The 17,567-nt window shown below is 23.6% G+C and carries 9 protein-coding genes; all 9 read right to left on the reverse strand.

Annotation, left to right across the window (positions count from 1 at the left end):
• Nucleotides 1-149: 149 nt before the first annotated feature.
• Complete coding sequence (locus FDK22_RS14670) at nucleotides 150-1,064, reverse strand: HNH endonuclease (protein WP_138153741.1); 915 nt, start codon at nucleotides 1,062-1,064, stop codon at nucleotides 150-152.
• Nucleotides 1,064-2,917 (reverse strand): AAA family ATPase, encoded by a 1,854-nt coding sequence (locus FDK22_RS14675; RefSeq protein ID WP_138153742.1) that lies wholly within the window; start codon nucleotides 2,915-2,917, stop codon nucleotides 1,064-1,066. The genes FDK22_RS14670 and FDK22_RS14675 overlap by 1 nt, the downstream gene beginning before the upstream one ends.
• A gap of 123 nt (nucleotides 2,918-3,040) precedes the next feature.
• Complete coding sequence (locus FDK22_RS14680; RefSeq protein ID WP_138153743.1) at nucleotides 3,041-3,766, reverse strand: endonuclease/exonuclease/phosphatase family protein; 726 nt, start codon at nucleotides 3,764-3,766, stop codon at nucleotides 3,041-3,043.
• 3 nt (nucleotides 3,767-3,769) lie between these two features.
• The gene (locus tag FDK22_RS14685; RefSeq protein ID WP_138153744.1) at nucleotides 3,770-5,446 is read right to left on the reverse strand and encodes a DUF2075 domain-containing protein; all 1,677 of its coding nucleotides are present in this window, start codon (nucleotides 5,444-5,446) and stop codon (nucleotides 3,770-3,772) included.
• Nucleotides 5,447-5,791, reverse strand: a complete 345-nt coding sequence (locus FDK22_RS14690) for a nucleotide pyrophosphohydrolase (protein ID WP_138153745.1) — start codon at nucleotides 5,789-5,791, stop codon at nucleotides 5,447-5,449.
• Between the two features lie 147 nt (nucleotides 5,792-5,938).
• Nucleotides 5,939-7,924 (reverse strand): NAD-binding protein, encoded by a 1,986-nt coding sequence (locus FDK22_RS14695; RefSeq protein WP_138153746.1) that lies wholly within the window; start codon nucleotides 7,922-7,924, stop codon nucleotides 5,939-5,941.
• Nucleotides 7,925-7,941: 17 nt separating this feature from the next.
• Nucleotides 7,942-9,915: a type IV secretory system conjugative DNA transfer family protein gene (locus FDK22_RS14700; RefSeq protein ID WP_138153747.1), complete on the reverse strand. Its 1,974-nt coding sequence runs from the start codon at nucleotides 9,913-9,915 to the stop codon at nucleotides 7,942-7,944.
• Between the two features lie 9 nt (nucleotides 9,916-9,924).
• A complete protein-coding gene (locus tag FDK22_RS14705; RefSeq protein WP_138153748.1) occupies nucleotides 9,925-10,272 on the reverse strand; it encodes a hypothetical protein in 348 nt (115 codons plus the stop codon).
• 18 nt (nucleotides 10,273-10,290) lie between these two features.
• A complete protein-coding gene (locus FDK22_RS14710; RefSeq protein WP_138153749.1) occupies nucleotides 10,291-17,454 on the reverse strand; it encodes an ankyrin repeat domain-containing protein in 7,164 nt (2,387 codons plus the stop codon).
• Between the last annotated feature and the right edge of the window lie 113 nt (nucleotides 17,455-17,567).

Consider the following 17,567-nt stretch of genomic DNA (forward strand, 5'->3'; position numbering starts at 1 on the left):
CTTGCCAAAGTCAAGATGATTGGTTATAATCCTACAGAGTCACAAGATACGGCGTCATGAAATAACTGACAAAAAATTTCAGGAGAAATTGTGCTGTGTCAGGTCAAGTCTAGTTTTGTACAGATTATAAGGTTCATAAATAATTTTATTTATAATATTTTACCTGAGATATTTTTAAACCAATCAGTACAATCATATAGTTTTTTCCAAAAAATCAATTCAAAATTATTAATACTAGATTCACTTAATTCAATAATTCTTTCATTAATATAAGATTGACATTCTTTTATATCTAAAATATTAATTTGCCTTTGATTTTTATTGTCAATATTTTTAAATCTTACAAAAAATTTATCCAATAAATCATTTCTTACTAAATGTTCATATCTATCAGCTAGATTCAAAGTATTTAAATGGTTATCTGCTATTGTATATAAATAACCATGTGTATTTTGAATATCTTCATTAACTTTAAATTCTATAACTAACAATGTATCATCTACTTCAATATCACAATCTAAAATTTGTAATGTTGATAGTTCTTGATCAAAATAAGGATTTAAAAACATTCTATGCTTATTAGTATCTAAAAATTCACTTTTTTTAAAATCTTGATTACAAGTTTCACAAATGAAAATTAAATTGTATGTTAAAATCGAAAATTCTGGATATTTACTTCTAGGCATAAAATGATCTAGATCGTGTAGAGATTGTCGGCTAATTCCACAATAAGGACAGACTAATCCATTTTTTGTGAGAGGATTTTTTATTGTTAGATCTTTAATATCACTTTTTATTTTTTTTACTTTATCAGATTTTGAATCATATAAATAGTATAGTGTTTCATGAATGTTATCTATAGTATACTTTGGAATAGTATTAGATAAAGGTACTATTGTTTCAATTGTAGGAACTTTGTTAATGTAATCATTAACTTGGATAGATAGAGTATTATAATGAGGAAATATTTTATCCATATTTTTTTTAGGTTTATTTGTTGCTGTTTTAATTAGATACTCATAACTAGTATCCTCTTCAAAACTTATATATCTCAAATTAAACATTATACATTCTTGAATATTTTCTTTGCTTCTAGCAATAGCTCATAACTTAAAAATTCAGAATAATCATTTTTGAAATCTTCAAAATCTTTAAAGTATCCAAGATATTCTTTTCCAATAGTATCTTTTAACCAATCACTATAATATTTATTGCTTGAAAAAATATCATCGAAAATATAATTTGTAATATCTGTAGTGCTTGCACCAAAAGTTTTCATTACTGGTTTTTGTACTTCTATTACATCATCTTTTTCTACAATAATATTTATAAACTGTGAAGGTACTTCTCTAGCTACTATAGTCGAATGTGTTGCTATAATTGCAAATGAGTTATACTCTTCAAGGATTTTATTTAATATATTAATAAAACCTATTTCAAAATTTGGATGTAATGTATTTTCAGGCTCATCAATAACTATAAGAGAATTTTCTTTTATCTTAGCAATAAAGTTGATGATTAAATGTGTATAAACTTTTTGACCTGAGCTTAAAGGAATAACTTCATCATTTACATCTAGAAAATATATCTCTTTATGAAATTCATTTTCATCTATTTTAATCCAAGAGTAAATATCTTCATAAATTACTTTTTCACCATTTAATTTTATAAGAGAAAGATTTTCTACTTTGTCAATACTTGAAGAAATATAATGAATTATCTGCTCAATTGCAGGAGTTTTTTTGCTGTATTTAGATCTTTTTTCATCTTTAATTACCAGCTCCAAAATTGATTTAAATGATAACTTATCATTATTTGTAAAGTCACTTGTAATTTTATTAAAAATTACTTTACATATATCTATTGCTTGAGAAATAATATTTTTATTAAAATGATGTATATTGTGAATCATATCTACAAAAGTATTTAATTCTTTTTGTTGTTCTACTTGTTCTAAACTATTAATAAATAATATCTTATCATACTGTTCTTTTGTATTTAATATATTTAAAACTTCAATTATTTCATAATTGTTAATTGATCTTATATCAATGCCATCATCTATATTTTTATATCTCCGAAATCCTAAATATTGATATTCAATAGATATATTGTCATAATTTTTATAGATATAAAAATCATCATAAGGATTATAGGAAAATACTATTAAGTTTGATAAAAATAAAGGTTCTTTTTGTAATATAATATTTGATTCTTGAGGATTAACTAAATATTTAACTATTTCTTCTAATGTTTTTGTTTTACCTACACCATTTTTTCCTATTAAAACATTAATTCTATTTGGTAACTTATCATGCCTAAAATCAAATAAATATTTATAATCTCTTTCTCCAAGTTTATAATTAAAGTCAAAAAAATAATTATCACTGTTAGCTAGTGCATTACTTACAATACTATTATAGCCTTCATTATAGAGCTTTTTATGATATTGATCTCTTAACAATGAAACTTCAAATATATCCTCAGTTGTAATATCTATTAAATTACTTACGCTATCAAATTCTTTTAAATATAAAATATCATTGATCGTCTTCAAAATATAATTAAATTCCGATGGATTTTCAAATATTTCTTTTAACTCTTCATAGTGATCTGATATTGAAATAAATTCGTGAGATTCGATAATTTCTTCAAAATTAAGCAATCCTTGTGCTGATTCTCCTAATATGGAATTAAGAACATCACTAGAAGACATATTAGAAGTTTGATTTTTAAATGCAAGTTTTAGTCTAAAATCATCGTGTATATCATTGTTTTTGATAATTTTTACATTGAATGTTGTAATATACCCATAATCATTCCAATTATCTGGCATTAGGATATAATAGTTAAATTCATCATTTTGAAGTCTATCAATTAATTCATAATGTGTAGTATAGATTACTTTGATATTCATTTTTTACACCAATCCTTCTTTTTATTTTTTCCATTTTAAACTGATGTAAGCATGTCAATTATTACATCACCAAACTTTTGTTTTGCAAATAAATTTAATTATAAAATTACAAATAGACAAATTTTAATCATAAATAATCTCACAAATAATAGGCATATGATCACTAGACTCAAGCCATTTATCTGTATTCCCAATGTTTAGAGTTGTATTTTGTGTAATAAAATATTTACTTAAAAATACATAATCAATATGATAGGGCTTTTCTATTTTTCTTTGTAGATAGAATGTAGGTTTAGTTTCACTTCCTTGTTTTTCATTTGAAATATAATGGTATAAACTCTTAATTCCTAGCTCTTCAAATTCATTTACAACATCACTATGATTCCACCATCTATCCCATTTATCCCAAATAACATTACTGTTAAAATCACCTGCAATGATTACTTTTTTATCCTTTAATTTTTCTTTGTGTAGTTGTAAGTATTTCCACATTTGACCTATGTATCCAAATACTTCTGAATTAGCTTTTTTAGTCCACACAGCTATTAGAATAATCTCATCATTAACTAAGCAAGGTAAAAAAGATTCTAGTTGTTCATTTTTGTAGTTAGAATTAATATCACTCCAGTCAAGTTTTTCTAGTTTAATATTTTCTTTACAAAATACTCCTAAACCTTTGTTTTTATTGTTTCCAATCCATAGATGATTTTTTGCCCAATCTTCATAATGTTTAGTAGATTGTAAAGGATTCTCACATTCTTGAATTATCAGAATATCATAGTCATCTTCATCAAACAAATGATTTTTATTTCTAAATGCACCATTACAGTTCCAAGTAATTAACTTCATAAACTAACCTATTGGAATATAGTTTTTAAAATAATTTCTTAGGTTTTCATCACAACAATAAACATAAGTACCTTTTATCCCTCTATACATTATAGTTTTATAAATGTTAAGGATATAGTCATGTAGCTGTTCTTCTGAAATACCAACTTTCCCATTTCTATCAAAGTAGTTTTCTTTTAATACTTCTATTCTTTGAGTCTCTTCATTGTAAGTAATATCTGTCCCAAAGATAATTCCTGAGTAGTTTAAGTCATAACCTTGAGTTGTATGAATACATCCCATTTCAGTCATTTGTTTTGCAGAGTTAATCCAATCTTGACTTGTTCTATTCCAATATAGATTAACTCCATCAATAGTTACATCTGGAATATCATTTTTATTGGATACCCATTTCCAAGAATAACCTGATATAGTTCTACAAAGTCCATGTTCTTTTTCTTTATTTTCTAATTCTTTAATCATTTGGGGCATTGAAGTAAATAATTTTAATTCATAGTTTGAGGATTGCCAAGGTTTTATGTTATCACAATTTGTAAGAAGTTTGTCTACAAATTCAATATAATCTTCACCACCTTGAACTCTCATTTGTGATTTTAGTTTAATTATTGAAGATGAACTTTTAATTTTTTCAAATTTAGCTTTTTCAATATCAGTAGGTCTTATAGATTGCTTTTCATCATAAAAGAATAATTGATTATTACTTGACAGCATAATCCAATCAAGTTCGTTACCTTCATTATCTAAACCAAAGTGTTTATTTGTTTTATCAAATTCTGCATATCCTGTAATATTTTTTCTTCTTTTTAATCTATGAGCTTCATCTACGATTAGTAAATCATAGTAATCATTTTTCACTTCATTAGGACCAATTACCATGTTCTTAGATAGTCCATGAATACTTTTAAATACATTTTGAAGTGTTTTTCTAAGAGATGTCATTGGAACTACTAAAGCAATTTTCAGTTCATCTTTTTCTTTCATTAATTTTGATTTTACATCTTGTGCTAGTTCAATTAAAGGAGTTACTTCAAAGTTATCTTCTAAATCATCTTCATCAATATTGTTAAGTAATAGTTTTACTAAATAAACTGCAAGAATAGTTTTTCCAGTTCCTGCACTTCCTTGTATAAAAGTTGATGTTTTTTCTTTTGAATCATTAAGAATAAATAAATATTCTCTAATAGCATTATATTGGTCTTCAGAAAGTGATTTATATGGTGAATATTTAAATAAATCAGAGTTTTGTATATCTAATAAATCATGTTTAACTAATTTCTCAAATTGTAAGTTCTTCCAAATGTCTTTAAATGTATTTTCATATTCAATCTTTTGATAATAATGATGATTTGAAATACCATCATTCCCATTTAAAAGTTTAAATTGGTTATCAGCTAACATATTTTGAATAAGGTTTGATTCAATATCTAAAACAGAAGATTTATTGAAATATGGACTAAATATTACTTTCACATTTTTTAATTGATTCTTATCTGAGTTTTTTAAATGTTGATTTAATCTATTTAAAATATTAGTTGTTTCACCAATATATGCTCTTTTAGTATTTTTACAATAAATAATATATACAGATGGAAATATATAATAAGTTGGTGCTTCTTGTTTTATTTGTTCAAAAGCAGTGTGGTCAAAAATAAAATCTTTAGTTAAATATTCAAATGACATTTATAGTTCCGTATACTTTTTAGCAGAACCTTTAACTTTATCTACTGGGTATTTTTCTTCATTCTTTTTCATTTTTTCTAATATTGCTTCTTCTAAATCAATATCTAATTTCATACAAATTCTAAGTAAATAGATCGCGATATCAGCTATTTCTTCTTTTGTGTGTTGTTTTTTTGAATCAGTAAGATTATAAGATTGTTCTTCGGTTAGCCATTGAAATATTTCAACAAGTTCTGAAGCTTCTACAGATAAAGCCATTGATAGATTTTTAGGAGAATGAAACTGCTCCCAATCTCTTTCTTGAGAAAAGTTTTTTAAAATATTTTTAATTTTATTTATATCCATTTTTTATAACACACTTTGTAATAGTTTTATAAAGTATATCCAAAAGTAATTAACATAAATATTATTTTAGTAAATATCCAATTCATAAAAATATTTACTTTTTATACAGAAATACATTTCTGTAATTGAAATTTATTTATTAACAATTTAATCAAGTTTTTTGATTTTAAAACCTGCACTTGCTAAGTAGTTTGGAATATATAAAATAGAATAAATATCATATAAAACTGTTATTTGCAAATGTTTTTCTTTAAATTCATTTAATAGTTTTAAGCAATCATGGACTTTAATATTTTTATTTTTTATCTCATCATATTCCCAACCATTTAAATAATGATAAGAGTTCCATCTTTCATGTTCTATTTCTATAAGTTTTTCAAATAATGTTTTAAATTCTGTTGGCATATAAATAACTTCATAATTCTTATTATCCCAAAATTTAGGTAGCTCTTGTGATGCTACTTTTAATCTATTTATTGAAATATTAGATTCCTTTAATACTGGTTCAATTATTGAATAAAATTCCTTTTTGTTAAGTTCTAGCAGTTTTACTTTTGACAACTCTTTTTCATCAATTTTTTCTTTTTTTAATCCTAATATTTGAAGTTTTGTATTTAAGTGTTTTGCTTGGGCTATATTGGATAGTTTATCACTAAATTTTGTATTATTAAACCACTTCTTATCTAATTCACTTTTATCTAAAAGCAATTTATTTTCATCAAAGATGTCTCCATATCCATGGTGAATCATTTTAGCAATAATATAGTCCTCCTCATCAAGGAGTTTTTCTTTTGAAAAAATATCATTAAAATTACCAAAAGTAAAAAATCTTTCAAATGTATTTTTATTTTCATTTATCAAATGACTTAATTGATATTCTGAAAATATTCCAAAATGAATTTTTGTTTTTGAACTAGTGAACTTTGTATATATTCTATTTTTTAGCTCCATTGCTAAATTTACATTGTTTTCTTCATCATCATAACAAATATAAATATTCAATAAATCTTTGTCCGTAAAAATATTTTCTTTATAAAAGTTAGGGCTTTTCCAATTGCTTTCAATTATCTCAAATTCTACAGTTGGAAATTTTTTTTGATCATAGTATGTTTCTAGTTTTATATTCTCAAAAAACTCTTTTGAATTTTGATCAATTAGAGTAATCACATGTTTGTTTTTATTTGGAAAGTTTGATAAAAGTAAGATATCTTTTATAATTGAGAGTGCTAAATTACCATTACCTAAAACTACACTTTTGAAAGAATCATTAGTCGATAAATACTCTGATTGCATTAAATTGTTATTCTCAAATAAATCTTTTGAACATTCATCATAAAAAGAAAAAGTTTTTATATCTATTTGAATCTTATCATCTTGAACTGGAAGTATAAATTCTTGATGAAATATTTCTCTCAACTCATTATTTGAAATATGTACAATTAACCTTGTAGGAGTATTTATTTGTTCATCTTTTATTTTATTAATTATTTTGATTGCCAACTCTATGTTAATTCTATCATTACCTAAAGCAATTAAAGCATAATCCATTGTTTCATAATTTAAAAGTTCAAGTTGTGTTGAACTTAATGCATCTCCAACAATAACACCAAAGCCTTGTTGTCTATATTCATCTATATAACTATTTGTTGAATCAGAATCTATAATAACTGTCATTAAATCACTATTTTTACTTTCTTTACTATCTTTTGTTTTATCATCATTTAAAATACTATTTAAAAAGGCTCTATTTATTTCACCAAGACCGAAAACAGCGATATGATTTTTTGCAATAATTCTTTTTGCAATAAATCTATTAATAAATTCTTGAAAAAAAGCAAATAATGCAGCAGAAAAAAGTGTAATACAAATAAATATTGTAGATAGTAATAAAAAAATATTTGTTTCATCATAACTATCTGGAGTATTTAAAGCAAATAAAGCAAATGTATTAGTCATACTTTCTAAGAGATGTTTCCCTTCATATAAAAATCCTATTACACCAAATATAAACCCAAGAAAGGCCGATACTCCTCCAAGAAGAATTTTATACTTATTCAAAAAATAGAATATACTTTTTGATTCTTCGTAATTTATTTTAAATTCTTCTAAATATTCTTTTATTTTTTTAATCATTTTTAGTTTCTTTCTTTTTATTTTAACTCTTGAATCTTTTGATAAACTATCTTTTCATCACCTAAATCGATAAAACCTAATTCGTTTAATTCTTTTTTGGATAGTCTTCTAAATAAAAAGTATTTTTCAATATCAAAAGTATTATAATTTAAATCTTCCTCTACACTTTCTTCTAACATCTCAATATACTCACGAACTTCCAGATAATTATCAAACAAAGAATCATCATATCTTTCATAATTAGAATCAATAACTACATATTTTTCAACAATAACTTCTTTATAAAAATGCTCATCTTTTGAAAAGTTTGATTTATGCATATAAGATAAAACTGAAGTTTCATCTTCAAACTCATTTATGTAAGATGCATTATAAATATCAATATTTTGAATATCATGTTTAGAAATTAAATCAATAGTATCCCATGATTTTAATTTTATATTTTCTAAAAGATCATCTTTTAGTATATGTATTAGTTTAAGCCTATTATCTTGTATCTTTTTTTCTATAAATTTATCTATGATTAGATTTTCAACTTCATTAAAAATTTTTTTATGATATCGTTTATTTGTTTTAGTATTTAAGACAACTATTTCTCTTTCTTTTTCGTAGTGACTTACATCATAAATATAGTATTCATCATCTTTTAAATCATCAAGTTCTAAAATCTTTTGTTGATACTCTTTTTCTACTTTTATTGATTCTTCTTTATTTATAAAATTAGGAATTGCTCTATAAACATTTTTATCATACTCTTTTGTGTATTCAAAAGTTTCAAAATCACCTGTATCAGGAAAAAAAGTATTGCTATCAGTTGAGTATAAAGAACTTCTAAAAGCATACTTTTGGGCAATATTTATGGATATTTGTTGCCAATCTTCTGTTGAACCAAATTTACTGATAAGTTGAAGTTCACTTTGTACTGCCATTACTACATCTACTTTTGAGCTTCTTAAAACATCAAGGGGTATCTCTTTGTTGATAAGTCTTTGTGCTTCATCTATAAATATTGAAGTTGGGTGTCTATTCTCTTCACTTTTAATATTTAAATCAATTAGTTGTTCAAATACTTGTTCTAAAAGTATTTCTAAAATAGAATCAGGGATTACTCTAACATTTATTATAACAATCTTATTGTTTTGAAGTTCATTTACAATATTTACTGCATCATCTGAAGAAGAGATATATTTAGCTGAAGAACTAACCATAAATCCAAAAGCTTCATTCAAAGTAGTGATTACAGAAGGTAATGATGCATCAAATTTACTTCTATCCTCTCTATCTTTTTTTTCTACATAATAAGGTCTTAGTTTTAAAAAAAGTTTTTTTAAAGAATCTAAATTTAGTATCAAATTTTTATAAAGATTTTTATTTCCATTAAAATATAAATCATCTCTTGAATCAATAGTTTTTTCTACTTTTTCTATAAAATCATTTAACTTATCAAGAAATTCGTATAATGTATCAATATCAATTGAAGCCTTATAAATATCAAGTAAGCTAAACTTTTGATTATCCAAAAAAGAGATATCGATTTCTACTTCTTTAAACTCTTTTATTAGTATTTCACAAGTTCTAAGAGTAGAATATAAAGTAAGACCCAATGAAAGTGCTGCATTATAAAAATAAGCATTTGAACCAGCACCATTTTTCCCAACATTTAAAATAGCTTTTAAAAGTTGAGTCATTTTAGTTTCATTCATCTCACTTAGGATATTTACATTTTTACCCCAAGGCTTACCTATTTCTATAATATCTTCTAATCTATTAGCTTTTTTAGCTATTGTTTTTACAGCTAAGTGTTCACTTCCTTTTATATCAAAAAGTAAGATTCCATGATTTGATTCCATTCGTTTTAAAAGGTTGGGATAGATAAACCCTGTTGTTTTACCACTACCTGTTTGTCCTATACAAAGGGAATGGGTAAACTTTATATCTAGAAATGGAATTTCTTTTTTAATATCGTTATTTTTTATTAGTCCTAGTTTCACTTTAACACCTTAAAAACCATAAACTGTTTTTGAAAAGTCTGTTTTATCTTCCCGAATCTTTTCTTTATCAATTAATTCAATTAATATCAATCTTTCAAAACTTTTTTTATCTTCATTTTCTATGATTTCATCTAAAGAATAAATATCTAATTTAAACTTTTTCATTAATTCTACAGCAAGTGTTTTATCAATTTTATGTGGATATTTTTGCAAAATTAAATCAATACATTTGAAACTATCATTATCCATTAACAAGGTCAATAAAAGTGATATATCAGTTTTTTCATCACTTTTAAGTAGTTCTTTTAATGCTTTATCTTCATCATTTATTATAATTTTATTTATATCGTGACTCATTATTTCCCTTCATATCTCTTAAAAAAGTCCAAGAAACTTTTTTCTTAATAACTTAATAGCTTCATCAAAGTTATCTACTTTTGCATAATCTAAAGCTGTTTTACCATTAATATCAAGAATTTCTTTATTTACATTATTCTCCACTAGAACTTTTACAGCATCTATATCTTTTTCATGAACTGCATAATGCAGTGGTGTTTTATTATTCTGATCTTGTAAATTAAGATTTACATTGTTTTTTATAAGAACCTTTAACATATCAAGATTTTTATATTTAACAGCATAATGTAATGGTGTTACACCTTTATTATCTTGAGCATTTATATTTACTTTATTTTCAATAAGTAATTTTAAAATACTTATATCTTTAAACATTGTTGCATAATGTATAGGCTTTCTACCTTCTTTGTCTGATTTATCTAAATCTATTTTTTCTACAAAATGATCTATTATGAAATAACTTCCATTTTCAATTGCAAGAAAAATTAAAGATTTATCTTGATATGTTTCTTCTAAAAAGTTCATACCTTTTTCTATCAGTTTCTTAGCAATATTATGTTGATCATTTTTTACAATTAGGTAAAAAGGTGTGATTCCTTCATTATTTTTTATATCAATACATGCATTTTTATCTAAAAGTATATTTACAAGGTTAAATCTACTTTCTATAAGTGCTTTTAGTAGAGGTGTCTCCCCTTTATTATTCTTATGTTCAATATTTATATTGTTATTTAGAAAAAAAGTAAAAAATTCTTCATCCCATTCATAGGTAGGAACTGGAGTTAAAATTTCTCTTGAAGATAGTTTTCTCCATGACCTATCAATAATTTTATGTAGATAGTTATTTCCATGTTTATCTGCATGATTTATAGATAAGCCTTCCTTTAAAAGAATATCAGTAAAATTAAAATTAATCTTTAAAGTTTTTCCATAATCTAACTTTTCACCGAATCTTCCCCTATTATATAATTTTTCGTATGATTCATCTTGTTTTTTATCATTTTCCAATGTTATAAAGTCATCCTTATATTCTTCATAAGACATTTCAATTGCTAAATCTAATAAGGTTTTTCCCTCATCATTTACAACATCTTTATTGGTGAGAAGTTTTAATTTTTCTGATACTAATTTATAGTTTTTTTCACTAGCAGCAAGAAACAATTCAACTGTGATTTTTTCTTGATTTTTTAAATTTATTTTTTCTACGAACTTAAGAAAATCATCTTTAGTTGAGTTATCCAGTTCTTTAGACTGAATTCTTTTTTCTAGCTCACTTAAATTATAGTCTTCAAAATCCATATTTTCTCTAATGTATTTAAATATAAACTCTATAAAAATGTTTTTGAAATTACCTATATTATTACTTTCTAAGAATATAAATGCATTATTAATATCATTTTGTATTAGGGATAAAATAGATTTTTTTAAAACTTCATTTTCAAAAGTAAATCTTTCATGTAAATTTAATTTTATTTGAAACTTTTCAAGGTAGTTTAAAAATATTGGTTTAAACTCTTTAAAATCAATTTCTTTACTAAGAGATTTTTCTACTAAATCTACATATTCTAAGACTTGCAAAACAGTATCATTAATAAAATATTTTTTAAAATATTTATTATTCCAAATATATTTATTTTTTAGAATGATAATTTCATGGAATTTTTGCTCCCTAATACTATTGAAAAGTCTTTCGATTTCATTACTTTCATACTTATATTTAAAAACTTTTAATTTTCCATTATCAATTAACTTAAAAAATTCTACTATCGCAGTTAAATTTAATTCTAAATCATGTAGATGATAAAACATGATTTTTGAAAAATGTTCAAGAAAAGAATCTAAAATTTTTTCATAGTGATTTTCTATACTTTCTTTCATAATTTCACTATGAGGAGTATTTATATCTTTTATTAATGATTTTAGAAAACAATACTCATACCTTTCATCAGTGTAGTTAAAATATTTATATATATGGTAAATATCATTTGATTTTATCTCTTCTAAAGTTAAAGAACTCGTTTCATATTCTATTTTGTATTGTAATTCTAAATATTTTATTTTATTTTCTTGAGCACTTGATTTAAAAAATTCATTTTTTTCATACTCTATTTCCTGTAAAAGTTTTTTCTTACGCTTTTCATTTAACTTACGCTCAGATATCATTTCATATTCTTCTAGTTTTCTTTTTTTTTCAACTATATCTACAACAGAAGATGGCTTTGGTGATGTGTAAGTACTTGATATACTTGGTTTGGGTATACTTCTTCTTAATTCAATTAAATTTATTAAGTTATTTTTATATAAATCAAACTCTTTATTTTCAATTCTTAAAAGTTTATTTTGGATGTTTTTAATAATTTCATCTTCATCTTCAACATAGTCTTTACAATAAGTAAGATAATTGAATGCATAAAAAATATAAAGTTCATTATTAAAATCATCAAATTTTTCAATAGCATTTTTAATAAAAATAAAATCATTATCAAATTTTTTTAATGTTTTTAACAAAAGAGTCTCTATTCTAGGATCATAATCAGGGTACATATTTAAAATTAGATTTTTAATTAGTTTTAGACAATTCTCATTTTTATAGTTATATGTATATTTAGTTGCTTTTTCTATATGATCAAGTAAAGTTTGTCTACTGCTAGACCAAAATTTAGAAGAATTTTTATCAATAAATTCTATAATATTTTCTGCTTGCTTATACTGATTGTTTTCTAATATTTCATAATATAACTTAAACAAAATATCAACCACTTCTTCATCATAAATTTTTAAGTTTAAAAAGTAAGTTAATCTATCATTTAAATTTAACCTATTGATTTCCTCATAACTAAGATTAATACCTGATTTTTTATACTCAATAAGTTTATCAAAAAGAGTTTCTATCTCATATGAATAATGTTCCCTAGATAAAAACTCTGTAACTTTTTTTAAATAAATTGGCACGGGATTTTCTTTCATTAAAATGTCCTTTTCTTCTATTATTAAAGAGGGGTTTACTAAAAATAATTTTTCAAATATTTCTACTCTTTCTCTAATGAGATCATCATTGGTATTCTTTAAATTAAGAATTTTATCGCACACTATTTTTATATGATTATCATATTCTAATTCTAAATTTTCTTTGAAAAAAATAATCTTTTCTTTAATATAATCTTCTAGTTTAGTTAAATTAGACTCAGTATGAATAGCTGATTGATAATATTTTAAAAATGAATATGTAAACAAATCTAAATTCTTTTTTGTTTTAATTATTTTATAAACATTTAATATTGTAAAATACTCTTTAAAGTATTTATATGAATATTCAAATTCCTTATATCCTAATAATACACTCCCTAAATTATTCAGACTTGTCAAATATTCCATCATAAACTTTTCAGGATTTATCTTATAGAGCTTATTTTTAACCTCTATAAATCTATCAAATAATTCAAGAGACTCTAATCTTCTTTCTGTATTAATTAATAATAATGAAGCTAAATTGTCTAAGATAACAGAATGCTCTTCTGCCCATTTTTTTGAATTTTTTTCATAGATTTTATTTGAAACTAGTAAACATTCTTCATATATACCTATTGATTCATATATGTCGCCATTATCTTTTAATGTTTCTGCAAATTCAAATAAACATTGTGCAAAATTTTCTGGTTTATACCAAAAGGCTGATTTATATTTCTTTCTTCTTAAAGTAACCGCTTTCTGATAGGATTTTATCGATTTATCTATATCTCCATTAATTTTTAGATAAATTGCAAATTTTTGTAAGCTACTCGCATAATTATCTATCCAAGAATTTTCAATTTTATATAATTTTTCCCAAGTTTTCAAAGATTCTTCAGATAAAGTTATTGATTCAGATGTTCTTCCAATACTATTAAAAATATAAGCTAAGGTATCTAAGCGTTTAGTGTATGTTAATGTCCATAGTTTTATGTTATTTTTAGGAGATGATTTACTTACTTCTAAGTATTTTTGATAATGTTCAATTGTTTTATCTATATTTTTTATTTTATAATAATTTGATGCTAAGTTATCTAAATTTGATAAATAATCTTCTAGCCATCTTAATGGATTTTCTAGGTACAACTTATCTAGAATTTTTTTGCACTTATTACAATAATTCATTGAATCTGATATTTTTTCAATTTTACTTAAATAGTATCCTATTGAGTTTAATGTTTTTACATATTGTGCTGCCCATTGTGAAGAGTTTTCTTTATATAAATCTTTTAAAAAGTTTAAAGACTCTTCACAATACTTTATTGAATCTAATATTTCCCCTTTACTGTGATTAACAACTCCTAGATTTTGTAAAATAATAATATATGTTTCCAACCAATCTAATGGATTTTCAAAATAAAATTTTTTTACTATAGTTAACGATTCTTTCAATAGTTCATTTGCTTCTTTAAATTCAATATTCTGTATTAAAACACTTGCTAGATTATTTAAACTTTCTATATAGTTTTTTGCAAATTTTTTTTCATCTAATATATATAATTCTTTTCTTATCTTTAAAGATTCTTTGTTTAATTTGATTGATTCATTAAAATTTCCTAAACTAGAAAAGGATTGAGCCAAATAATTTATAACACTAGAATATTCTTGCCCCCATTTTGATAAGTTTTTATTATATTCTTTTTTTAAAATTTTAAAGGATTTTTCAAATAAGCTAATCGCATCTATTGATTTCCCAATAGTTCCTAATGAAATGCCCAAATTATTTAAACTCCTAGTGTAGATTTGTATTTGTATAGAATTATTAGGATCTTTCTTATATGGTATTTCTGTAATATAAAGGTTAAATTTAGTTAAACAGTTTTGTAATTTTGAATTATTAATTTTTTGATTTTGAATTATTAAATCATATATTTTATTCCATATTTCTAATTGATAATCTTTATTATTAAGATTACCAACAAAATCACCAGTCTCTTTCAATTTAGAATTCTTCTCAATCAGCCAATCAAATTCATATTCTAAATGATAATCCTTAACTATTTTAATATAAAGTTTTCCCCACCTATTAGAATCAAACTCTTCATTTTGATATTTAGTAATTAACTTTTGAAATAAATAAATTAAGTGTTCATGAATTATTTGAATATTATCTTGATTAGATATAACATTATTAAACTCTCTATGGAAAAAGCTCATAGTTGCTTGTTTATCTTTTTGTTCTAATTTTAGAAACTCTTTTATTTGAGTGTGTAACCTCACCCATATTACTGTAGGTAGTTCTTTTGTTATGTTGTCATGGTATGTATCAGGTGCAATTTTATTTATAAATTCTTCATCTATGGAAAGTAGTTCTAAAAGTTCTGATTCTGATAGTCCCTCAGTTAGATAAAGATAAGAAAAAACTCTTTTTATTAGTTCTTTATTGTGATGATATATAGTTGATAGATTTGAAATAAACTCTTCAATAATACTTTTTTGAGTATTTGCTAAAGTTTGGTTAATATCACTTGATTTCCAATGTCTTATTTCTTGAACTGCAACTGAAATATATAAAGGAGTATTAACTTGTTTATATATATTCAATAAATAGTTCATTTGAGTATCTGTAATAGTTCTATCATATTGATTGAGTAAGTTAAGAACTAAGCTTTTTGCTTCATTTTCTCTAAGTTCTTCTAACTTATATAAGCTTTCTGTTTTCTTTTTAAAGTTCTCAAAGTAATTACTATCCTCTTCATAGTTTTCATCTTCTAAAGCTGCAATTATAAATTTTACATTTGATGGTAAAACTTTCGATAACCAAAGAAACTCATCTTCATTGTTAACTTGATCTATAGCATCTATAAAAATCACCGTTTCATTTGAAATAGAGTTTAGATGTTCATATACTCTATAATAAAACTCTTCTATTTTTTCAGGCTCTTCTTGAAATGTTTGAGAATTTTTAACTTTTCTAATCTCTTCATTTATTCCTAATTCTTTTAATATTGAAATTAGTAAATCAGGTGATGAAGATAAATTTGCAGTTGAACCTACAAACCTATAAATCACTTTTCTATCTTGATATTTATCTAAACAATCATCTATAGCTTTTGCCATAAGAGAAGATTTACCCAGACCTGATTTTCCATATATTACTAAAGATTGATTTTCTTCTTTATTTGATTGTATATAATCATCTATTGTTTTTAAATCTTTACTTCTTGAATCTTTCAAAAAGTCTTTTAACTTATCATCTTTAAATCTTTTTTGTTCATATGATTCTAACTCTTCAGGAGTAACTTCAATAATATTTTCTAAATACTTATCAATAGAATTCTTTAAATAATCAACCATTGTCTTCGTAAAGCTACTTTTTAACTCTTCATACTCATAGTTTAAACTATTGTTTTTTTCATCTTGAGATACATTTGTAAGGTTTGTAGTTATTTCATATATATTTTTAGTATCAATAGATTTTTTTATTTCATCTTTAAATCTAGTTACTTCTGTTGAATCAATATCTTTAAATTTACCTTCTAAATTATCTATTGAATCTATATTTCTAACATAAGCATATACATTTTCATAATCTTTTTGTTCTAATGTTTCATCATTTTTACAAAGTTTATTTTGGAACTTTGTTTTATCTAGATATTTAAAAATTCCTTCAATTACTTCTGCTTCTGTTGCACTTGTAAAATATTTCTTTTTATCCTCTTTATTTAGATCTAATTTATCTACAGAATTTTGAAGAATAGTTCTTAAAGAGTTTTCTACTTCTTCCCAAGTTTTATAATCTTCATACTCACCACTTCTTTGTTTTAAGATATATGAAGCTGGTATTTGATTTAAATCTAATTCATACCAAGTTTGTAGAAGAGTTTTATCTTTATCATTTTCTATTTTTTCTAAAATATTTTCAAACTCTTTTTGTTCTAGCATATAAGGTAAAGGAACCCAACCATATCTATCACCTGCCATGATTAAGAAGTTTGGGTGAGGATTTAGTTTTGAAGATTTTACTTCATTTATACAAAGTTCTAAAGTTTTTTGGTCTAGTTGAGCTTCATTTGAAACTCCCCATCTTAAATCAATAGGCTGAAAGGTTAATCCATTTTCCGTACAATATTCTTTTATCTCAGGGAAAACTTCAGTTTGTAATAGTTTTCTCTCTTCATTAAAATCACTAAATGTTGAACTTACAAATAGTCTGAATGTTTTACTTTGCATTCTAGTAATTACCCTTTTATTAAATTAAAATTACAAATTACTAGATAACAATAGTTATTTGTTTCTAATAGGTTTTTCATTTTCACTTTAAAATAAATTTTAATCTAGAAATA

This window comes from Arcobacter arenosus (genome assembly GCF_005771535.1).
Taxonomy (GTDB): domain Bacteria; phylum Campylobacterota; class Campylobacteria; order Campylobacterales; family Arcobacteraceae; genus Halarcobacter; species Halarcobacter arenosus.

Excerpts from the sequence above, each read along its gene's own strand:
- FDK22_RS14680 (WP_138153743.1), bottom strand. The coding sequence starts at position 3,766 with ATGAAGTTAATTACTTGGAACTGTAATGGTGCATTTAGAAATAAAAAT.
- FDK22_RS14685 (WP_138153744.1), bottom strand. The coding sequence starts at position 5,446 with ATGTCATTTGAATATTTAACTAAAGATTTTATTTTTGACCACACTGCT.
- FDK22_RS14675 (WP_138153742.1), bottom strand. The coding sequence starts at position 2,917 with ATGAATATCAAAGTAATCTATACTACACATTATGAATTAATTGATAGA.
- FDK22_RS14670 (WP_138153741.1), bottom strand. The coding sequence starts at position 1,064 with ATGTTTAATTTGAGATATATAAGTTTTGAAGAGGATACTAGTTATGAG.
- FDK22_RS14710 (WP_138153749.1), bottom strand. The coding sequence starts at position 17,454 with ATGCAAAGTAAAACATTCAGACTATTTGTAAGTTCAACATTTAGTGAT.
- FDK22_RS14705 (WP_138153748.1), bottom strand. The coding sequence starts at position 10,272 with ATGAGTCACGATATAAATAAAATTATAATAAATGATGAAGATAAAGCA.
- FDK22_RS14690 (WP_138153745.1), bottom strand. The coding sequence starts at position 5,791 with ATGGATATAAATAAAATTAAAAATATTTTAAAAAACTTTTCTCAAGAA.
- FDK22_RS14695 (WP_138153746.1), bottom strand. The coding sequence starts at position 7,924 with ATGATTAAAAAAATAAAAGAATATTTAGAAGAATTTAAAATAAATTAC.